Below are 16,092 nucleotides of genomic sequence, written 5' to 3'. Positions count from 1 at the left end.
AGCCTAAAATAATTAAAATTTACATTTTGATATTTTTAAATAGAAAATTTAATTATACTTTCTAAACCTTGTTCGCTTTACAGAAAAAATTAGAACATTCAAGCTATCACCTATTTACTTTAAAATTAATAATATAGTTCCTAATAGAAGTAAACAAAATGCTGAAATAATTATATTCTTTACGACAGAATTATACCATTGCCCATGTTTTTTTAATAATAAGTTAAGATTTTTATCATTAAGATTAGGAGCTAAAGGAAATAGCCCTTTTGAGAAAACAGTGTCTCGTTTTAATATTTTTAATTCTCTAAACCTTGCAGCTGCAATAATTGCTGTTGTTGTCTCTATCAAAAAAAAATTAGTTAAATCTAATTTTTTAAAATACTTAGGATTGCCAAACAATAATTCTGAGATAGAACCTAGATTTTTTTTAACGTATGCATAGCTTTTGAAACTTGTTATCAATGAGATTGAAAGCCAAAGAGCACCTGTAAGAGCAAATATTATCTCCAAAGTTTTTTCAAACATTTTAATCTATCATCCAATTTATACTACGATCAGCACCATTTCCTATAGTTTCACCGATTTTACCGCCAATAATACCTCCTCCTAATCCACCTAAAACAGCACAAGCCCCTATAACAACTAGTCCAATACCACCAGTCCCTACACCAATTACTAAAGCAGCAGCACCACCGATAGCAGCTCCTTTTGTTCCTCCATATATACTTCCTCCTACTTTCAAAGGCTCAACCAATACAGCTTTTCTAATTTGCTTAGCATCTCCTGTTTCTGCGGATTTGTAAATATTATAGCCACCTTCACCAATACTCATACCAATCATCAAATTACCGCCCCACCTCAGATTTTTACTGATGCGACCTACCTCATTCATATTTTTCAAATATCCAGGTATGCCCCCTTGATAGTTAGCCCCTTTAACAAAAGCTGTATTTTTTAATTGGCGTCGTAAGTTATTGGTCTTAATTCCTGTGTCCCATTGAAATATATTTTTTGAAATCCTATTTTCAAAGTCTTTAAAAAGTGGTGCGTTGGCAGCTTGAAATTTTGCAAAATGTTTATCATTTGATAGACGTGATTTTTTTTCATGTTCAGCTACATAATTCTTCACAATTTGAGAGTATGAACCTAAAGTTTTATTTTTAGCTTCTTCAACGAAAAGTATTGAGCCATCCACAACGTTTTTTGCAGTTGTATAGATTGAGCCAATCATACGGCTTTGTTGCACAAAGATTTCATAACTATATGATTTTAAAAGTTTTGATTATTTTTTGATCCAAAATTAAATTTATTTAAATCAGATGCTTACATATTTATGCAACAAAGCCTAAACTATCTAAAAAAAGACCATAGTTATTTCGCATGGTCTCAAAAAATTCTAACGAGCTAAATTCTTCTAATAAATATACAGCTTTAGGATTTACGCTATAACACATATTTACTTCTTATTCGTCACTTCTAAATACCAAATCGTTTCACCCCAACTATTATTCTCAAACTCAGGAAATACTTCTCCCTGTTCAAAATAACGGGATTGCAATTGATTTGCAGGGCTCCACCAATTACCTGTCTGTTGACAAGTCTGCCCAGCAAAACCTTTTAAATTTTCAGCTTGAATAGTCTCAGATGACCCACCCTCGTCTGCAATTCGTTCAACCAATACCCATTCCGTATCTTCCTCATGATCATATTGTGGGCAATCTGGATCAAGTCCCACTAATGCTTCTATCGCATCATGCCCTTTAAGCAGCAGCTGTGCACTTGCTTCCTGTATTTCAGGAATGTAAATACCATCCTGTGGCACAGTTTCGCCTGTTTTTACCGTAACATTTTGGTTTAACTTATATATTGGTAAAGATGATGGTAAGTTTAACTCTCCTAAATAATCTGAATCATAGTCTTCTTTTAAAAAAGTCATAGGCCAGCTACCAAAAACTGTAGCTTTAATATTAGATGATAACTTACTAGCTTTACTTTGCCATTGATCAAATAAGGCTAAATTACCCTCATCCATCCAATCAGGGAAATAGTCTATTCTTTGATTTCTAAAGTCAGTCACCACATTCCCTGCATATTGTAAAGCAGATAAATCACCCTCTAATAAACGTTTATATCCATAATTTAATGCCTCTAGAGTTGATCGAAAATTAGGCAAAACATGCTCACCCCAAACCACATCGGGCTGTTGTGAAATATGACGGTTCCGATAATCATAAGGTAAATCTTGCATAAATAGCTCGAGCGCATCCTCTGCTGCATCCAGCATATTCTTAAAAGTATCGACTAGTTCGCTAAAGTATTCAGCCGAACTATAGCGTTCTAATAAATAAATTTCTTGAGGATGAATCTTAAACTTAGACATTATTTCTTATTCGTCACTTCCAAATACCAAATTGTTTCCCCCCAACTATTATTCTCAAACTCAGGAAATACTTCTCCCTGTTCAAAATAACGGGATTGCAATTGATTTTCAGGACTCCACCAATTACCTGTCCGTTGACAAGTCTGACCAGCAAAACCTTTTAAGTTTTCAACTTGAATTGTCTCAGATGAACCACCTTCATCTGCAATGCGTTCAACTAGTACCCAAGTACAATCGCCATAAAAAGTCTCAAATGTTTCAGGATCCATTCCAGTCGCTATAACACTTCCTACTCCTCTACCTTCCTCCTCACTTGCTGCCATAAACTCAATTCTATTTCTATCTTCTTCACAAATATAGATACCTGTTTTCCCAACGTTCTCATTAGATTTAACCATTATTTCTGGATTTACCCTATAAATTGGATAAGAGTCAGGTAAAACTAGATTGATTTCATGAAATATATCAGCTTCAGGATAATCAATAACAAGCTCATCAATATTCCAATAGGTTGGATAAGTATTTGAAATAATTGAAGCATAGCTTTTGGCAATTGAATAATAATCCCAACATTCTTTTACTTTATCTGTAGGTAAATCATCCATCCAATGTGGAGAAAACTCACTCAAACCTTTATCATTAGAGCGTATTTCTCCAGTACAACGTAAATAAGTAAAATCACCTGTTTTTATTTTTGCGTATGCAGTCTCTATACGATCCATCGTATTTCTTAAATTAGGCAAAACAGTTCCCCCCCATTGAATATCTGCTTGTTCTGGATATGGTAAACTTCGTAAATTATGCATATAGATTTCAAATAGCTCCTCTAGGCTTTCTAAAAAGAGACGATAGTTGTTGTACATCACTTCAAAGAACTCTAAGGAGCTAAACTGTTCCAACAAATATACAGCTTTGGGATTTACGCTATAACACATATTTACTTCTTATTCGTCACTTCCAAATACCAAATTGTTTCCCCCCAACTATTATTCTCAAACTCAGGAAATACTTCTCCCTGTTCAAAATAACGGGATTGCAATTGATTTGCAGGACTCCACCAATTACCTGTCCGTTGACAAGTCTGACCAGCAAAACCTTTTAAGTTTTCAACTTGAATTGTCTCAGATGAACCACCTTCATCTGCAATCCGCTCAACTAAGGTCCAAGTACAATCACCATATAAGGTCTCAAATGTTTCAGGATCCATACCAGTAGCTATAACACTACCTACTCCTCTATCCTCTTCCTCACTTGCTGCCATAAACTCAATTCTTTTTCTGTCTTCGTCACAAATATAAACACCTGTTTTTTCAACTTTTTCATTAGATTTAACTATTATTTCTGGATTTACCCTATAAATTGGATAAGAGTCAGGTAAAACTAAATTTATTCCATGAAATACATCAGCTTCTGGATAACCATTACTCAGCATATCCATACTCCAATAGGTCGGGTATGTCCTCCCAATAATAGAAGCATAATTTTTTGCAATTGAATAGTAATCCCAGCACCGTCTTACTTTATCTGTAGGTAAATCATCCATCCAATGTGGAGAAAATTCACTCAAACCTTTATCATTAGAGCGTATTTCTCCAGTACAACGTAAATAAGTAAAATCACCTGTTTTTATTTTTGCGTACGCAGACTCTATACGATCCATCGTATTTCTTAAATTAGGCAAAACAGTCCCACCCCATTGAATATCTGCTTGTTCTGGATAGGGTAAACTTCGTAAATTATATGGTAAATTATGCATATAGATTTCAAATAGTTCTTCTAAACTATCTAAAAAAAAACCATAGTTATTTCGCATAGTCTCAAAAAATTCTAACGAGCTAAATTGTTCTAATAAATATGCAGCTTTAGGATTTACTTCGTAATTCATAGTTTTCTCTATCTTGTTTATCTCGGTTTATGTTCTAGCTTGGCAGCCAAACTATAATCGCCCATTTTAGTTTGCAAAGTTGGAACACCCACCATTGAAAAATTGCCAATCTCAGTGTCGGTGCCATAGCCCCAACCTGTCAATTTTCGCTTGCTTAATCCCGAAGGAATTAAATGATCAGGATGAAGTACAATTTGAATCCCACCACCTTTTAAATAAAATTCGCCAAGCTCTTGTGAAGCAGCAGGTCCTTCCCATGCATACAACTTCTGTCCTTTAGGAACTGTATATTCAAGATATTCACCATTAGCATTCCAGCTTGCCCAAACTGCAAATTTATCACGCCAATCTTCACGACTTTTTAGCTTTCCAAACTCAGACTTACGCATCCAACAAATACTGTTATCTAAACTACGTGGATCTAAAACACGATATAAAACTTCACCTTCCTCAATGGGATGAGCCTGCTCAGCGCTACTGCCCTGCTGGTGTATACGAAATAATGGAAAATGATGATGGTTCTAAGCATTTCCAAATTAATGCTGCGAACTGTGTTCACTGTAAGACTTGTGATATTAAAGATCCGTCACAAAATATTACTTGGGTTGTACCTGAGGGTGCAGGTGATATGAGCTATTCGAATATGTAATGTCTTTTAAAACCCTCGCTAAAGTTTTTTTATTAAACTTCGATAAATACGAAAGTTTCCCCTTGAGCGATATAGTTTTATTCTTCACCATCAAAATACCAATATACTTCACCCCAATCTTGTTCAGAAAGCGTTGGTAAAATCTCACCTTTACTAAAGTGCTGACGCTCATTTGGTTGGGCTGGAGTCGTCCAATAACCTGTTTTTGGACATTTATCCCCACCTTTGATTTTAATTTTTTCTACTGAATCTTGTGTTTGTACTTTTTCTGATTGTGCTTTAGAAAAATCAACTAAATCTTTTGGATAAAATTGGTGATCTCGATAAGTGGTGTCATCAATATCTAACAACCATGTAACAGCTGCCGCTTCCCATGACCAATAACCAAAATAACTGATACCTGATCTAATATCAGGTTGTGGATGTTGATCATGATAAGGTTCACGACGACTGGCTTCATACCAATCTTCTAAGTATTGCAACATCATTGCTGGACGTTTTTCAGGTGCAGCATCAAAAACTTTAATGAGCTTACGATAAGGCAAATGACGACGTGCATCATTCGGTGGTATGCCTCGATCTGTTACAAATGGAGCAATCAATCGCTCGATTAAGCCATCTTTTTCCTGCCCTTCAGGAGTTGCTTCTGTATAGTCGATAATCGGCATAATCCGATTCATTTGATCTGTATAGCCTGTAAGTAAGCCGAAGCAAATTAAACGCAAAGCAATATACCAATAATCTTCTGTTCCCAAGGAAATATGCCAGACATAACGTCCACCTGCATCAGGGCTTAAATTATAAAGATGACTCGTTTCAGCATATTCTTCTGTCCAATGAAGAAGATACGGGTAAAGTTCTTTTATGAAATTTAAATCACCACCTGCTGAATATTGTAATGACATCAAATCTAATGCATCTCTCATTCTTTGGTGACCAGATGCTATATATCCACCAAACTTAGAATCATTTTTATAATGACTGAAACCATCTACAACGGTATATAGTCCATTTATAAGTTCTTCAAAATTTTCATGATAATCTTGGGCATTTAAAAAATTATCTCTAAATTTTGTTTCATCATTAATCTCTAGAAATTGCCATTTTTCCCAATCTATTTCTTGATCATTGACTTGTGTTGACATTCTTTTATCTCTCCAACATCTCGTTTGGTAAAACAAATTCTAATTTTATACCGTGTGCGGTTACTGTCAGTGTACACTTTGGCTAATTTAGGCCTTTACATTTCTCATAATGGTTGAAGTTATTTTTTTCTTTGGACTTATGATATTAAGAATGGGCAATAATATTATCCATATAAAAATAATGCCCCGAAGGGCATTTTTAATTCTATTCTTCACCATCATAATACCAATATACTTCACCCCAATCTTGTTCAGAAAGCGTTGGTAAAATCTCACCTTTACTAAAGTGCTGACGCTGATTTGGCTGGGCAGGAGTCGTCCAAAAACCTGTTTTCGTGGATTGCTCTCCACCTTTGATTTTAATTTTTTCTATAGTGGTTTCTGCTGAAACCGATTCAGCTTGCGATCTAGCAAAATCAACTAAATCTTTTGGATAAAATTGGTGATCTCGATAAGTGGTGTCATCAATATCTAACAACCATGTAACAGCTGCCGCTTCCCATGACCAATAACCAAAATAACTGATACCTGATCTAATATCAGGTTGTGGATGTTGATCATGATAAGGTTCACGACGACTGGCTTCATACCAATCTTCTAAGTACTGCAACATCATCGCTGGACGTTTTTCAGGTGCAGCATCAAAAACTTTAATGAGCTTACGATAAGGCAAATGACGACGTGCATCATTCGGTGGTATGCCTCGATCTGTTACAAATGGAGCAACCAATCGCTCGATTAAGCCATCTTTTTCTTGTCCTTCAGGTGTTGCTTCTGTGTAGTCGATAATCGTCATAATTCGACTCATTTGATCTGCATACCCTGTCAGTAAACCAAAGCATATCAATCGTAATGCAATATACCAATAATCTTCAGTTCCTAAAGAAATATGCCAGACATAACGTCCACCTGCATCTGGGCTTAAATTATAAAGATGACTCGTTTCAGCATACTCTTCTGTCCAATGAAGAATATATGGGTAAAGTTCCGTTAAAAAATTTAAATCTCCACCCGCGGAATATTGTAAAGATATTAAGTTTAAAGCATCTTGTAAGCGTTGATGACCAGCTGCGATATATCCGCCAAATTTAGAATCATTTTTATACTTATTGAAACCGTCTGTAACGGAATATATACCATTCACTAAAATGTCAAATCGTTTATGATACATTTTTGATTCAAGAAAGTTATCTCTATATTTTTTTGAATCTTTTACTTCTAAATTTAACCAACTGTGCCAATCTATATCTTTATCACTTACTTGTATCGACATTCTTTTATCTCTCCAACATCTCATTGGGTAAAACAAATTCTAATTTAATCCCATGCGCAGTCACTGTCCGTGTGCACTTGGGTTTATTTAAACCTTTACATTTTTCATGATGGTCAAATTTATCGCCTGTAATCGTAACTAGGCTTCTATCATAAGGACAACGTATTGCAACGGTTTTTCCAATTTTTCTTTCTGTACTTGGTTTAAAGTTAACACGTCGCCATGCTTCTATTTGTAAAATCAATTTTTCTTCATGTAACTCAATAATTTTTGAGCTTTTTATCTTATTAGCAATCCATAAATGTGACATTTGTACGCCATCACTCACCGTTGTTCCAACGGAGCGTTTCACTTTATCATCTTGGTCTGATGCCATATAAACATCGAGACCCATTTTCAATGCCATCATGGCTGCTTTAGGCGTCATGAGTGTTCGATGACTCAGAGCATTGGTCGCTTTACTGTCTGTTACACGATACTTATGTGCTAGTCGAGCACTATGCCAAACGTGATCGATACCGTTATGACCCGTATCGTGATATTCGTACAGCACACCATTATTGTTAATTTTAGAGCGACTTTTCATGCGTTTTACATAGTAGTAATCTGTTATATGTTCACCACCAGAACCAAGTTCTTGATTCGACCTTCTTTTTCGCTGTAATTGTTGACGTCGCGTTGAAGTATTTTGACGACCTGGGCTTACATTATTTCCTCCAGTATTTCTTGGTACATTGCCATTTTGCTGAGTGCGTGGGGCTGGATTTTGATTTGGTCTACTGGTTGTTGTTGGTGTTCGAGTCGTAATTGGAGCTCTAGCTGTAGTGTTAGGATAAGGAGTTGCTAGTGCCTTTTTATGGGCTGCTTGCATTTCTTTCATAACCATATCAATTTTTTGATTGGCAACTTTCTTCATTTGCTGAAGCTGAGTTACTAATGTTTTTAACTTAGCATTGCCGAGAACAGCTCGGGTCATCCAACTATCAAAAACGCCAATTAAACCATCAATAATTTTATTACTAGTTGTTTGCAGCTCTCTTGTGTATGTATTCCAATTTAAGGTTCTAAACCATTTATCTACATCACCACGTAATGTTTTGCTTGGTATTGCATCCAAAATAGCTCCCATAGCTTTACCTGAACGCAATTGTTTAAAAACAATTTTTAATCCATCACCAGCAATTGGAACAAATGCAACAAGATTAAATACCAAATCAAACCAATTCTCTTTATTATCTGGCTTTTCTGATATTTTAACGACTGAGACAATCACATTCCCGACATCAACGCCTTGACCAACAAAGGGTATACAACCTATCACAACTGCAACAATAATTTGAGCAGGACTGGAGCCACTACCATCAAGTACACCTTTAATCCATTGAGCCGCCGATTCTTCCCCTTTAGCTGTTATTCTCACAGCTTGCGTTGAACCCTTGGCTACGGCAGTATTCATTGTTTATCTCCTAGGTCTAATCTAGAAGTAGAATCATCTGTAAGTAAAATTTCTTCTAAATCATCTGCTATTGCATCGTCTACATCATTTTGTTGTGGTATTAATTGTTCTTCATAATCGCTTACATGATCGTCGTATTCGATATTATTTGACGTGAGCATCTCTTCAATTTCATCAGGGAAATATTCATCTAATAATGCATCAAGTTCCTGTTGATTATATTTTTCAATTAACTGCTCTGCTTCAGTAACACTCATCACTTTTTGATCTTTGAAAGGATTATCAACTTTTTCTCTATCTGGTTTCGCCTCAACACTACTAAAGCCATAGTAGACTTTAGGTTGAGTTTTATCACTAGGAATAGTGACTTTGGCATAACCTTCGGCATCTAGTACTCCTTCTTGGGCAGAACCATCAGCAAAAATCAATTTAAATGGAGCTTGTGCAACAGGTTTTAAGTCATCATAAATGTATTTTAATTCCACTTTATTAGGTAATAATTTAAAGGTAGGTAAAGCTGGAAATTTTGCTGATACATTCTTTCCATTCACAAACTGATGCTGCCCTGCCTTAACCTCAAACTTACCGCCAGTCGTAGGAAATACCCCTGAAGCATTTATTTTTAGTTGTGAACCGCCTGCGGTCAGTACGATTTCTTTCGCACTAGTGATATCGACATTTGCCTCAGTCGAAATAATCTGCACCCCCTTTCTGGCAATAAGATCTGCGCCACCCCCTTGGGCCTGAATCTCAACCTTGCCTTTACCGGCATATAAGCGTGCACCCTGTTGGGCTGCAAACAGGCTCAGTTTCTGGCTGGCATGCGCAATCAAAGATTGCTGTGTGCTGAGGTTAATACTCTCTCCAGCACTGTGGCTGATCTGACCATCCGCAGAGAGATGCACATCTTGCTGACTACTTAAGGCAATAGAGTTTGGTGCAGCCAATACCATGATCGCAGACTTAAAGGCATCTGCTTTGGCAGGGTCGTCATTGGCCAGTGTTTCAATAAAAGACTGGAGATTTTCTAAAACCTCTAAAGGATCGGTCTGCTGATTCTTGGCCACTTCACTTAGGGCAGTACTGTTGTTTAAGCTGCTTTCTAGCTGGCTCTTGGCTTCACTGGCATCGAGATGATTGCCTTCGGCCTGTGCCTGTGGATGGGTGGAAATCAGCAAGCCTTCTCCAGCACGTACTGCACCCCACTGATCGGTTCTCAGTTCAAAACCTTCACCACGGCCATCACTTTCAGCGCTGGCTTTGGGATGGCTCAAGTTCCCCAGGTTCAGTTGGGTCGCACCATGGCTGCTTTGCAGCTGGGCAGAGATCTGCTTCGAAGTATCATCAAAGCGCAGCTGGTTAAAACCACTGCCTTCAATTTCCTGTGAGCGGATCCCGCTGAGTTTTTTGGTGTCGGGTAGTTGGCCTTGTTGGTCGAATTGGGTTGGCGAGCGTTCTGCTTCATGTAAACGACCAACCACGAAAGGCCGGTCGATGTTACCGTCAAAGAAGTCGATCACCACAATTTCATTAATCCGTGGCAGGAAACGTGCCCCGTAGCCTTCTCCGGCCCAAGGCGTCAGTACATCGACCCAGGCGGAATCGGTGTCATTGTCATTACTGCCGGCCCCACCATCATGCTGATGGTCATCACTGCGGGTAAACAGGAAGCGGACTTTAATCCGTCCCCATTCATCGACATGGATGCTTTCGCCAGCAGGACCGACCACCCGAGCACGCTGCGGATGGGCTGCTGGTCGGTGCTGTAGTGGATGGTATTCCGGGACGGTGCGGATGTTGCGACGTTGCAGGGTTAAGGTATTGCCTTGACGTTCATCCGGGTGTTGTTCGTGTTGAAAACTAAAATGGCTATGCCAGTGGCTCTGGCTGAGTAGTTGGTTAATCTGCTGATTGAGGTCTTTAGGTAAGTTGTTCTGGTTATAGAACTGTTTGCCGGTAATTAGAAATTCTTTGTCGGCTGCGCTGTGCTGGTCAATTTCCGGATGTTCATTCAGTTCAAACCAGTAGCCAACCTGGGCATCACGGACGGTGGAATGGGCGCTGAAGTATTTGGATTGCAGGTCGTTGTAGTGACTGAGGTTCTGGTTCAGTTTATCCAGCTGGTTATTAGAGGATGCGGTGGCCTGGTCTTCGCCATTTAAATCCTGCATCCAGGCCGGGCTGATCTGCCAGGCTTGTTCCAGACTTAAGCTGGCATTGTCCTGATTATGGCTATGCTGGTGTTTGCTTTGTACGGAACCGGCACCTTCTTCCTGACTCAGGCTATCCGACTGCCAGCGTTGTAGATGTACGGCAGTCGGTTGCAGGCTGCGCTGGGCAATCAACTGGGTGATGCTGTCCAGTTGTTCGGTGGCACTGGAGCGATGAAAACGAATGCTGCGGCGGTTTAAGGCACTGTACTGGCTGTTGTCATCAATCAGGCGCAGTTTCTGGGCCTGTATCGGGCTGCTGGAATGTACGACCTGTAACTGGGCTTCATCAATCAGCCAGTTAATCCCTTCACTACGCCAGAGCCGGGTCAAAAAGTCATAGTCGGTTTCATTGGACTGCATGATAAAAGGACGCACATCCAGTTCCTGGGTCAGTCCGGTTAAGTCCAGAGTCAGGCTGGCAGCAAAGAGCGGGCTTTTGTTCTGCCATTCTTTAAATAAGATCTCGCTGACCTCACGCACGCTTTTATTCATAAACACACGGCTGTTACGGCGTTTATGCCAGAGTGCGGTTGGATCTTCTAGCGTAAGTTTATAGAGGGTGAGAGAGCCATCACTCTGGCCTTGCGCGGCTGCGGTGATAATACCGCTGCTGCGAAATAGCTGGCCCTGGTCAGTGACCTGATCGACGGCAACCTGCGCGCCGATAAACTGTTTTAACGGAATCTGCGCGTTGGTGGAGAGACAGATCAGTTCAGCACATAAGCCCTGATTGAGCTGGTGTTCACCGTCGATGCGCTGCAAGAAAACATCGGTATTTAAGGCAGGCTGAGAAAATTGAATATGGAGGGCACGTTTTTGTGGGCTGAGGCCTAATTTTTCTAGTGCTGCAAATATATTGCTTGGCATCATTGTTCTGTAATAAATAGCTAAAAAAAAGTGTGGCTATTTTATACAAAATAACCACATAAAACATCGCTTCAACCCGGCCGCTTGTTTATCAATATGTAACTATCCGATAAAAAGCATAGCCTTTAAAACCGCGGCATTGTCGGAGGATGACCTAGCCTTTTTTGACCAGATAATGAAATTCTTTATTACCGGCAGCATCCAGCACTTCTTCCTGTAACAGCAGCTCATGGCCCAAATGCATACAGAATTTTGGAATATCCCACGAAGTAGAATTGTCGGTGGCAAAAATCTCCACCACATCGCCCGATTTAGATTTACGAATAGCTTGATGCAACATCATCACTGGTTCAGGGCAACGCAGACCGCGCGTATTTAGCTGAATGGCAGGGGTAATGGATGAATCAGACATAATAAAACTCGGCGAGATACAATTTTTCTATTCTAACACAAAGCCAGCAAAACCACTGATGCCGCAAGCTGGCTTTATCCGCCTGATAAATCATCAAATTCATTGTTTCAGCGAAAGTCGATAAACAATAGACAACTGTATTTTCTGCGGTATGATTAAATCAAGTTTTTTAGATACAACGAGTCTTTAGGAAGGATCATGCACGAGGAATCAGGCCCATCGTGGGGTATGCGTGGCTTACGTAAATGGTTAGGTACTGCACCGGAAACCCGCGATGAATTGCTAAAATTAGTACAAGATTCACGTCGTTTTTTAGAACCCGATACTGTGGCAATGCTGGAAGGTGTGCTGGATTTGCCGGCCACCAAAATCCGTGAGGTTATGACCCCGCGCACTTCCATGATCAGCTTGCAGGAAGATGATGAGCTGCTGGATATTCTGCATGTACTGGTCGAGTCGGCCCATTCACGCTTTCCGGTCTTCTCTTCAGACCAGCCTGACAATGTAGTGGGCATTCTGCTGGCCAAAGACTTGTTACCCTTTCTGACCGAACCAACGCCGAAGGTTGATATCCGGGCACTGATGCGTCAGCCACTGTTTGTGCCAGAAAGTGCGCGTTCCGATCAGGTCCTGCGTATGCTGAAAAATACCCAGACCCATATTGCCATTGTAATTGATGAATATGGCAGCACTTCAGGACTGGTAACCCTAGAAGATATTCTGGAAGAAATTGTTGGTGAAATTGAAGATGAGCATGATCAGGCCGATGCCGAAGCACAATACATTGTGCCCGATCATGATCCACAGACTGCCAACACCTGGCTGGTACAGGCACTTACACCAATTGAACACTTTAACAATGTTTTAGATGCTGATTTTTCTGACGATGAAGTAGAAACTGTCGGCGGTTTACTGCTTCAGGAAATTGGATTGGTGAGTGATCTGCAAGGTCAAATTATTGAAATTGGGGATTGGCAGTTTAAGATTCTTGAAGCAGATGCACGCACTATTCATCTGATTCGAGCTGTACGTCAATGAGGACTTATTTCACCAAGCTGTTAGATTCATCCCAACAACACAAACAGCTCCCGCTAGTTTATCCCCTGCTGATTGCCTTAATCACAGGTGCCATTTTCAGTTTTGCCCTGGCACCGTATTATTACTGGTGGATTGCCCTGCTGTCTCCAGCTTTGCTTTATGCGGTTTTACGTCAGCGCTCTGCCAAACAGGCCTTTTTTATTGGCTGGGCCTACGGTATTGGCCTGTGGTTTGTCGGTGCATTCTGGCTATATACCTCCATTCATGTCTATGGAGATACCCCGGCCATTTTAAGCGTGCTGATGATTGCGATTATGGCCTTGGCCATGGGGCTATTTACCGCCATTCAAACCTGGCTGTATCGCCGCTTCTTCCCGGAAACCCCCCTAACTTTTGCGCCGCTGTGGGTGTTCTTTGAATGGGCCAAAACCTGGGTATTTACCGGTTTCCCGTGGCTATTTGTCGGCTATGCCTTTACCGAGCGTTTTCTGGACAGCTATGCGCCTTTATTCGGGGTGTTCGGGGTGTCGTTTGTGGCCATTATTCTGGCCTGTGCGCTGGTGGAAATCCTGAATAAACGCATCTTCTGGCTAGTGCCGTCATTGCTGCTCCTGGCCGGAGCCTGGGGTGCTTCCCAGCTCAACTTTGTCAGCGAGAAAGATGAACCGCCGCTGTCCGTATCCTTGATTCAGGGCAATATTCCGCAAGACCTGAAATGGCTGACCGAATATCAACTGAAAACCCTGTTAATCTACAGCGAACTGACCCGCACCGAATGGGGCCGTGATCTGATTGTCTGGCCGGAATCTTCCATTCCAATGTTCCAGACCGATATCGAACCGTTTTTAGCCGCCATGAAAACCGAGGCAGAAAAATCCGGAAGTGCCTGGGTCACCGGCATTCCGTATTGGGACCTGCCTGAATCTCAGCAAAATGGCCAGCCGATGTACTACAACAGTATTATGGCCACCGGTACAGATTCAGAAGGCTTATACAAGAAACAGCGCCTGGTGCCATTTGGTGAATATATTCCTTTATCCGGCCTGTTAAGCTGGGTCTTGCCGGCCTTGCAGAATGATCCATCCATGAGTGGTTTTTCGCGCGGTGCCAAAGAACAAAAACCCTTGATGATTCACAACTCGCCGTTGGGTGCAGCCATCTGTTATGAAGTGGCCTATCCGAATCTGACCCGTCGTAATGCCAGCCAGAGTGATTTTCTGGTGACTGTATCCAATGATGCCTGGTTTACCGGTACAGCCGGCCCGTGGCAGCATTTACAGATGGTGCAGATGCGTGCCAAAGAAAATGGCCGCTGGTTTATTCGGGCCACCAATACCGGCGTGACCGCTTTTATTGACCATCAAGGCCATATTGTGCAGCAGGCCCCGATTGATCAGGAAGCAGTGCTACGCGGTGAATTACCGGCAATGCAGGGCCAGACCTTGTACACTCGCCTTAGTGATTGGCCGGTGCTGATCTTCTCCTTCCTGTTGCTGGTTTTGGGCTGGATCTATCGTCCACGTAAAGTGGATGTCAGCTTTAAGTCGAGAAGATAATTCGCCTATGAAGTCCCCCTTTATCAAAGGGGGATTAATTTTATACATCCCTCCCTTGCGAAGCAGTGCTTCTCACCCTTTGTAAAAGGGAGGCGTAATAAAAAAACCGAGGTGCATGCCTCGGTTTTTTTATTTTGTCTATATTTAAAGCTGGGTCACCAGATAGGACAGCATCGCCGCCAGAGAGAGCATCGGCAAATAACGATAGACTTTTACCACTGCCTGCTCAAAGCAAGAGGCCTGTTCTGGTTCTAGTTTTAAAACAGTGGCTTGTAGTGCCGACCAGAAACTTAAGAGCAAGCATGAGCTCATCAGGCTCAGCGCGAAGAAACCGACCATAATCTGGCTGCTGCCTTCGGTGCTTTGCCAGAGATGCAAAAAGCCCTGACTCAAGGGAAGCAGGCTTAAAATCAGCAGAACAGACTTCAGCATCGTCCAGTGAAACTGGTTAATTTCATCCGACAAGATTAATGCTTTCATACCATCCTCCAGACAAATATGTGCCTTTTGACTTATTATGAACGGTTTTAATGAAATAAATAGATGATATTGCTCCACATTCCTAGGATTATTGTAATCAGTACTGTTGGAAATAATTCTTATTATGAATCTCAAATCTGGAAGATTATCTTAAATCTATATTTATCAAGATATTAGAATATTTTTTATAATTAAGAGCTATTATCACTTCACCTTTAATTGAATAGTCCAATCAGGTGAAGTGATATATTCCATCACGACATTTATAATCAAGCCGGCTTAAGGCTGATAATAAATATCGGCATCGGTGCCTTCACCGCCCTGCTGACCATCTGCACCAAAAGAATACAGGTCAAAAGCGCGACCTTCAGAGCCTGGAATCACATATTGAATGTCATTGTCCCAGCTGTCTTTTGGATAACCGCCTTTGACATAACCACCTGGCAACCAGTTTTTAGCTGACGCGGGCTGATTGACCAGCGCATCTAAACCACCATCCTGCATGGACGGATAACGGCCATTGTCCAGCTTGTATTGATCCAGCGCACCAGCCACACCTTTTAAGGTAATTGCGGTGGTATCGACTTTGGCTTTTTCACCACGGCCCATCACGTTCGGGACAATCAGCGCCGCCAGCACGCCTAAAATGACAATCACCACCATTACTTCAATGAGGGTAAAACCGGCCTGTTTATTCGAATAGGATTTCCGTTGCATCAGGTTCTCTCTTGAATC

Annotated in this window: 15 protein-coding genes and 2 pseudogenes; 3 read left to right on the top strand and 14 right to left on the bottom strand. The window is 40.8% G+C overall.

What is annotated here, in order from left to right:
- Nucleotides 1-114: 114 nt before the first annotated feature.
- The 6 genes from FTU67_RS07545 to FTU67_RS07520 all read right to left on the bottom strand — a co-directional run bounded on the left by FTU67_RS07545 (nucleotide 115) and on the right by FTU67_RS07520 (nucleotide 4,657).
- The gene (locus FTU67_RS07545; RefSeq protein ID WP_168369763.1) at nucleotides 115-528 is read right to left on the bottom strand and encodes a hypothetical protein; all 414 of its coding nucleotides are present in this window, start codon (nucleotides 526-528) and stop codon (nucleotides 115-117) included.
- 1 nt (nucleotide 529) lies between these two features.
- On the bottom strand, nucleotides 530-1,249 hold the full coding sequence (locus FTU67_RS07540) for a hypothetical protein (RefSeq protein WP_228289503.1): 720 nt from the start codon (nucleotides 1,247-1,249) through the stop codon (nucleotides 530-532).
- 210 nt (nucleotides 1,250-1,459) lie between these two features.
- Nucleotides 1,460-2,383 (bottom strand): hypothetical protein, encoded by a 924-nt coding sequence (locus tag FTU67_RS07535; protein ID WP_075175634.1) that lies wholly within the window; start codon nucleotides 2,381-2,383, stop codon nucleotides 1,460-1,462.
- Nucleotides 2,383-3,318: a hypothetical protein gene (locus FTU67_RS07530; protein WP_180006761.1), complete on the bottom strand. Its 936-nt coding sequence runs from the start codon at nucleotides 3,316-3,318 to the stop codon at nucleotides 2,383-2,385. The genes FTU67_RS07535 and FTU67_RS07530 overlap by 1 nt, the downstream gene beginning before the upstream one ends.
- A 2-nt stretch (nucleotides 3,319-3,320) precedes the next feature.
- Nucleotides 3,321-4,268, bottom strand: coding sequence for a hypothetical protein (locus FTU67_RS07525; protein ID WP_180006760.1), 948 nt, complete (start codon nucleotides 4,266-4,268; stop codon nucleotides 3,321-3,323).
- A gap of 17 nt (nucleotides 4,269-4,285) precedes the next feature.
- Complete coding sequence (locus tag FTU67_RS07520) at nucleotides 4,286-4,657, bottom strand: hypothetical protein (RefSeq protein WP_180006759.1); 372 nt, start codon at nucleotides 4,655-4,657, stop codon at nucleotides 4,286-4,288.
- On the opposite strand from FTU67_RS07520, the pseudogene FTU67_RS07515 reads away from it, so the two are divergent.
- A pseudogene (locus FTU67_RS07515) lies at nucleotides 4,651-4,917 on the top strand (4Fe-4S dicluster domain-containing protein); the annotation flags it as partial. The gene FTU67_RS07520 and the pseudogene FTU67_RS07515 sit on opposite strands and share 7 nt — an antisense overlap.
- 77 nt (nucleotides 4,918-4,994) lie before the next feature.
- On the opposite strand, the gene FTU67_RS07510 reads toward FTU67_RS07515, so the two are convergent.
- The 6 genes and pseudogenes from FTU67_RS07510 to tusA form a co-directional block, all read right to left on the bottom strand.
- Entirely contained in the window at nucleotides 4,995-6,062 is a 1,068-nt protein-coding gene (locus FTU67_RS07510; RefSeq protein WP_180006758.1) for a PoNe immunity protein domain-containing protein, read from the bottom strand.
- Nucleotides 6,063-6,066: 4 nt separating this feature from the next.
- Nucleotides 6,067-6,174: pseudogene (locus FTU67_RS14270) on the bottom strand (hypothetical protein); the annotation flags it as partial.
- Nucleotides 6,175-6,267: 93 nt separating this feature from the next.
- Nucleotides 6,268-7,335 (bottom strand): PoNe immunity protein domain-containing protein, encoded by a 1,068-nt coding sequence (locus FTU67_RS07505; RefSeq protein WP_180006756.1) that lies wholly within the window; start codon nucleotides 7,333-7,335, stop codon nucleotides 6,268-6,270.
- Between the two features lie 4 nt (nucleotides 7,336-7,339).
- Complete coding sequence (locus FTU67_RS07500) at nucleotides 7,340-8,791, bottom strand: hypothetical protein (protein ID WP_180006755.1); 1,452 nt, start codon at nucleotides 8,789-8,791, stop codon at nucleotides 7,340-7,342.
- Nucleotides 8,788-11,874 carry a type VI secretion system Vgr family protein gene (locus tag FTU67_RS07495; RefSeq protein ID WP_180061614.1) on the bottom strand — a complete coding sequence of 1,029 codons (3,087 nt, stop codon included), beginning with the start codon at nucleotides 11,872-11,874 and terminating at the stop codon, nucleotides 8,788-8,790. The genes FTU67_RS07500 and FTU67_RS07495 overlap by 4 nt, the downstream gene beginning before the upstream one ends.
- Nucleotides 11,875-12,025: 151 nt before the next feature.
- Nucleotides 12,026-12,283 carry a sulfurtransferase TusA gene (gene tusA / locus FTU67_RS07490; protein ID WP_005181880.1) on the bottom strand — a complete coding sequence of 86 codons (258 nt, stop codon included), beginning with the start codon at nucleotides 12,281-12,283 and terminating at the stop codon, nucleotides 12,026-12,028.
- Between the two features lie 198 nt (nucleotides 12,284-12,481).
- On the opposite strand from tusA, the gene FTU67_RS07485 reads away from it, so the two are divergent.
- Nucleotides 12,482-13,321 (top strand): HlyC/CorC family transporter, encoded by an 840-nt coding sequence (locus FTU67_RS07485; RefSeq protein WP_005181878.1) that lies wholly within the window; start codon nucleotides 12,482-12,484, stop codon nucleotides 13,319-13,321.
- A complete protein-coding gene (gene lnt, locus FTU67_RS07480; RefSeq protein ID WP_180061613.1) occupies nucleotides 13,318-14,877 on the top strand; it encodes an apolipoprotein N-acyltransferase in 1,560 nt (519 codons plus the stop codon). The genes FTU67_RS07485 and lnt overlap by 4 nt, the downstream gene beginning before the upstream one ends.
- A 144-nt stretch (nucleotides 14,878-15,021) precedes the next feature.
- Here the strand turns inward: lnt and FTU67_RS07475 are convergent, their stop codons facing one another.
- A complete protein-coding gene (locus FTU67_RS07475) occupies nucleotides 15,022-15,357 on the bottom strand; it encodes a hypothetical protein (protein ID WP_045795389.1) in 336 nt (111 codons plus the stop codon).
- 279 nt (nucleotides 15,358-15,636) lie between these two features.
- Nucleotides 15,637-16,074, bottom strand: coding sequence for a type II secretion system major pseudopilin GspG (gene gspG, locus FTU67_RS07470; protein WP_005181871.1), 438 nt, complete (start codon nucleotides 16,072-16,074; stop codon nucleotides 15,637-15,639).
- Nucleotides 16,075-16,092 lie beyond the last annotated feature (18 nt).

This window comes from Acinetobacter sp. YH12132 (assembly GCF_013418645.1).
Taxonomy (GTDB): domain Bacteria; phylum Pseudomonadota; class Gammaproteobacteria; order Pseudomonadales; family Moraxellaceae; genus Acinetobacter; species Acinetobacter indicus.
This window is presented reverse-complemented; position numbering and strand designations above follow the sequence as displayed.

What these genes read in the sequence shown, in the direction of transcription:
- FTU67_RS07545 (WP_168369763.1), bottom strand. Translation starts at nt 528, where the DNA reads ATGTTTGAAAAAACTTTGGAGATAATATTTGCTCTTACAGGTGCTCTT.
- FTU67_RS07535 (WP_075175634.1), bottom strand. Translation starts at nt 2,383, where the DNA reads ATGTCTAAGTTTAAGATTCATCCTCAAGAAATTTATTTATTAGAACGC.
- FTU67_RS07530 (WP_180006761.1), bottom strand. Translation starts at nt 3,318, where the DNA reads ATGTGTTATAGCGTAAATCCCAAAGCTGTATATTTGTTGGAACAGTTT.
- FTU67_RS07525 (WP_180006760.1), bottom strand. Translation starts at nt 4,268, where the DNA reads ATGAATTACGAAGTAAATCCTAAAGCTGCATATTTATTAGAACAATTT.
- FTU67_RS07520 (WP_180006759.1), bottom strand. Translation starts at nt 4,657, where the DNA reads ATGCGTAAGTCTGAGTTTGGAAAGCTAAAAAGTCGTGAAGATTGGCGT.
- FTU67_RS07510 (WP_180006758.1), bottom strand. Translation starts at nt 6,062, where the DNA reads ATGTCAACACAAGTCAATGATCAAGAAATAGATTGGGAAAAATGGCAA.
- FTU67_RS07505 (WP_180006756.1), bottom strand. Translation starts at nt 7,335, where the DNA reads ATGTCGATACAAGTAAGTGATAAAGATATAGATTGGCACAGTTGGTTA.
- FTU67_RS07500 (WP_180006755.1), bottom strand. Translation starts at nt 8,791, where the DNA reads ATGAATACTGCCGTAGCCAAGGGTTCAACGCAAGCTGTGAGAATAACA.
- FTU67_RS07495 (WP_180061614.1), bottom strand. Translation starts at nt 11,874, where the DNA reads ATGATGCCAAGCAATATATTTGCAGCACTAGAAAAATTAGGCCTCAGC.
- tusA (WP_005181880.1), bottom strand. Translation starts at nt 12,283, where the DNA reads ATGTCTGATTCATCCATTACCCCTGCCATTCAGCTAAATACGCGCGGT.
- FTU67_RS07485 (WP_005181878.1), top strand. Translation starts at nt 12,482, where the DNA reads ATGCACGAGGAATCAGGCCCATCGTGGGGTATGCGTGGCTTACGTAAA.
- lnt (WP_180061613.1), top strand. Translation starts at nt 13,318, where the DNA reads ATGAGGACTTATTTCACCAAGCTGTTAGATTCATCCCAACAACACAAA.
- FTU67_RS07475 (WP_045795389.1), bottom strand. Translation starts at nt 15,357, where the DNA reads ATGAAAGCATTAATCTTGTCGGATGAAATTAACCAGTTTCACTGGACG.
- gspG (WP_005181871.1), bottom strand. Translation starts at nt 16,074, where the DNA reads ATGCAACGGAAATCCTATTCGAATAAACAGGCCGGTTTTACCCTCATT.